Source organism: Desulfovibrio sp. (assembly GCF_047607245.1).
Taxonomy (GTDB): Bacteria; Desulfobacterota; Desulfovibrionia; order Desulfovibrionales; family Desulfovibrionaceae; genus Desulfovibrio.
In genome coordinates this window covers 1-3,756 of sequence record NZ_JASGDK010000144.1, presented here as the reverse complement: position 1 = coordinate 3,756, position 3,756 = coordinate 1, and the positions used below count along the sequence as shown (strand labels likewise).

General features: G+C 60.6%; 4 protein-coding genes and 1 riboswitch. All 4 genes read left to right on the top strand.

Annotation, left to right across the window (positions count from 1 at the left end; all coding sequences use genetic code 11):
* Positions 1-558, top strand: a 558-nt coding sequence (locus tag QM579_RS11390; protein ID WP_414999263.1) for a 5-formyltetrahydrofolate cyclo-ligase, incomplete at its 5' end; no start/stop codon positions are given.
* The gene (locus QM579_RS11385) at positions 549-1,307 is read left to right on the top strand and encodes a polyphenol oxidase family protein (RefSeq protein ID WP_414999262.1); all 759 of its coding nucleotides are present in this window, start codon (positions 549-551) and stop codon (positions 1,305-1,307) included. The genes QM579_RS11390 and QM579_RS11385, both read left to right, overlap by 10 nt.
* A 172-nt stretch (positions 1,308-1,479) precedes the next feature.
* A riboswitch (cobalamin riboswitch) is annotated at positions 1,480-1,659 on the top strand.
* Positions 1,660-1,825: 166 nt separating this feature from the next.
* Complete coding sequence (locus QM579_RS11380) at positions 1,826-2,920, top strand: FecCD family ABC transporter permease (protein ID WP_414999261.1); 1,095 nt, start codon at positions 1,826-1,828, stop codon at positions 2,918-2,920.
* Between the two features lie 241 nt (positions 2,921-3,161).
* Positions 3,162-3,756 (top strand): ABC transporter ATP-binding protein (locus QM579_RS11375; RefSeq protein ID WP_414999260.1); only part of this gene is annotated, 595 nt, incomplete at its 3' end.

Sequence of the window (3,756 nt, the reverse complement as noted above, 5' to 3'; positions counted from 1 at the left end):
CTTGCGAAAGAACGTGCAGAGGCCGCACAAAAGAATCTGCTCATGGCTGATTGTTGGCGTCAGGCGTCTTCAGTGGCGCTCTATGTTGGCATCAAGGACGAGATGGACACCCGTATGCTGCTTGATGCTGCGTGGGGCGAAGGGCGCACTCTCTGGCTGCCGCGTGTGCGGCGCGGGCAACCCGGTATTATGGATTTTGTGGCTTGCGCCAGCCGTGAACAGCTGCAGCCCGGCCCCTTTGGCCTTCTTGAGCCTGATGCAGCTCTGCCGGGCGTTGGCCCGGAAAGTGTGGCCGCCGGGGCAGCGCACGCTGCTTCTTCAGGAAATGGCACTGGCTTTGCCCCCCAGTTGATGATTTTGCCCGGTCTGGCTTTTGACCTTACAGGTGGCCGCCTTGGCTATGGCGGCGGTTATTATGACCGCTTTTTACAGGCCGGGCTTGATTGCCCCCGAGTAGGGTTTTGTTTTGATTTTCAGCTTGTGCCCTCCCTTCCTCTGGCTCCCTGGGACCAGCGGGTTCACCATTTATGCACTGAAGAGCGTTTGCTGTGTCTATAAGCTATATACCATTTGTGTTCCCAGGTCTGGACTCTGTGCGTTGCATTTTTCAAACCCGTCCTGGCGGTGTTTGTCGCGGAGAATACGGCGGCGGCAACATCTCCTTCAGCGTTGGGGATGATGTGGCGCTGGTTACGGCCAATCGTGAAAGTATGCTGGCAAGTCTGCAACCCCAGGGCTTGTGCCAATGGGCTGAATTGTTGCAGGTGCACGGCGACGTAATGGCCTTTGAGCCCGCTCCGGTGGCCTGCAATGCAACAACGCAGGAAGAGGGCGACGGCATGGCCACGGCGGAGCCCGGTATGGGGCTGCTCATAAAGACGGCGGATTGCCAGCCCATTTTGCTTGCCCACAAAAGCGGTAAATATGTGGCGGCCATGCATGCGGGTTGGCGTGGCAACCGTTGCGATTTTCCCCTGTCGGGCGTAGTGCGGTTTTGTGAGCGCTATGACATCAAGCCACAGGACGTGTTTGCCGTCCGGGGGCCGAGTCTTGGCCCCGGCAAAGCGGAGTTTGTCAACTTTGACAGGGAATGGGGGCCGCAGTTCAGCCCCTGGTTCGATGAAAACAACAGTACGATGGACCTATGGGGATTGACCCGCCATCAACTTGTGCAGGCCGGAATTCCGGGGCGCAATATTTTTGGTCTGGATCTTTGCACTGCCAGTAATAACGACCAGTTTTTCTCTTACCGTTGCGCCAAGGCTTCGGGGCGTCAGGCCAGCATCATCTGGATTCAGAAAAACTGACATCTGGTTGAAAGACCTTTGCTGTCTCCGGTCAATGGTGCAGCATGCATGCCTTCGTCGAGCACGCGCAAAGAGTTTCCAGATGCCGCATCGGCAAGTATGAACAGCCGGATGGCGTATGTCTGCTGTTTTCTTATAACCGCGCCGCATTGACAGGCTTGCCGCCCCCGCCTACAGTAGGCGCGGCAATGGTAGCCGGGTTGCCCGGCTTGAAAAGGGAATCCCGTGAAATGCGGGAGCGGACCCGCCGCCGTAAGGCTCATGAACCTCGCACCACACAGCGCCACTGGAAACGGGAAGGCCGGTGAAAGGGAGCCAAGCCGGAAGACCTGCCTTGCCCCACGGCCCCACTATTTTGTGATGGGCCGGGTTGCGGCCTGAGCCGCCACGGCAACGGGATTTTGCCGGCAGGATCGAGGAAATACGGGCCTCTTCCTTCATGAAACAGTTACTGTTTTGTGATGGAAGAGGCCTTTTTTATGCCCATGCGGTTTGCGCTGGGTCTGCAAAGGGCGGGCATGACCGCGATATCATATTCTTCCTCCCCTTCCGCACATACTTCTGCACGCCTGTGGCCCGCGTTTGCGGTTCTGGTGATGCTGTGGCTTGTTTCCTTGCCGCTGGCCTGTCTGCCGGGGCCGGTTTCGCTGTCAGCGGGGCAGGTTTTTCACGCTTTGGCCGCGCAACTGGGGCTGGCCGCGCCGCCGCAGGATACGGCACTCATGCTGGTAGTAGGGCAGATTCGCCTTGCCCGTGTGTGTCTTGCGGCCTTGTGCGGCGGAGCTCTGGCGGTAGCAGGCGTGGCTTTGCAGGGGGTGTTACGCAATCCTTTGGCTGATCCTTTTACGCTGGGTATTTCTGCCGGAGCAGCCTGTGGCGCGAGTATGGCTCTCGCCCTTGGGGGATTCATTGGCGGGGCTTTAAGCGGCCCTTTGTCGGCACTGCATATTTCATTGCCGGGGGCGGCGGCTCTGGTGGCTCCAGCTGCCTTGCTGGGCGCACTGCTGGCTCTGGCGGGGGCCTTGTGGCTCGGCAGGGGAGACGGAGGGTTCAGGCGTGAGAGCGTCATACTCGCGGGCATTGCCGTGGCAGCCTTTCTTGGCGCGTTGGTGGCCCTGATCAAGGCGCTCAATGAAGAGTCTGTAACCAGCATAGTCTTTTGGATTATGGGATCTTTTCAGGGGCGTGGATGGGACAGCCTGCCCTTGCTGCTGGCAACCCTTGTGCCCGGCCTTGCGGCGGTTGTCTGGGGGTGGCGGGCGCTGGACGTGCTGACCCTGGGCGACGAACAGGCTGCCCAGCTTGGTCTGCATGTTGGGCGGGCGCGGCTTTGGCTGCTGGCCGGGGCAAGCTGCATGACGGCGGGTTGCGTGGCCGTAGCCGGAGTTATCGGTTTTGTGGGTCTGGTTGTGCCTCATGTACTGCGCCTTGTACTGGGCTGCGGTCACGGCCCCCTGCTGGCGGGAGCATTTTTTGGCGGTGGCGTGCTGCTTGTCTGGGCCGACGTGCTGGCCCGTTGTGTTCTGGATGGAGGGCAGGAATTGCCCGTGGGCGTGGTGACAGCTCTTCTGGGCGGCCCGTTTTTTGCCCTGCTGGTGCGGAGGCGGCCATGATGCGATCTTTGCCGATACCGCCGCTCGCATGCCATCAGGCAAGATACTGGGCAAGGCACTGGGCAAGCCATCAGATATGCCAGCAGCCGCACTATCAGGCAGGTCATCAACCAAGTTGTCAGTCAGACTGCCAGTCAGGTTGCCAGGCAGACAGGCAGTCCGGCCATGCCGCCGTGCAGAGTGTGCATTCGCTCGCGAAGCACCCCGGAAGGTGTTTCGCAGAGCAGTTCAGGGGGCGGTGTTGATCGGCTTTTCTGCCACGGCAGCCCAACCGCCCATGCTGGAGGTGCGCGACCTGTGTTGCGGCTATAAGGGGCGACCTGTGTTGCAGAGCGTGAGCTTTGCGGCTCGCAGCGGTGAGTGTCTGGCCCTTCTTGGCCCCAATGGAAGCGGCAAGACCACGCTTTTGCGCAGCCTTTCTGGCGTGCTGCAAGCGAGGAAAGGGGAGATTTTTCTTCAGGGCAGGGCGCTCACGGCTTTAAAGCCGCGTCAGCGTGCGCGGTTGGCGGCTGTTGTGCCGCAGGGCGGTGAATATCCGCGTGAGCTTACGGCGCGGCAGATGGTACTGCTTGGGCGGTATCCGCATCTTTCGTGGTTGGGCTGTTATGGCAGCAAGGATCATACGGCGGTGGATGAAGCTTTGGAAGCCTGCGGGGCTACCATGCTGGCTCCACGCCGTCTTGCGGAACTGTCGGGCGGTGAATTGCAACGTGTGCTGCTGGCCCGCGCCCTTGCGCAGGAAAGTCCGCTTCTGTTGCTGGACGAACTGGCCGCCGGGCTGGACATGGCCCGCATGGCCGGACTTTTTGACCTGCTGGAGCGCCGCCGCGCTGCCG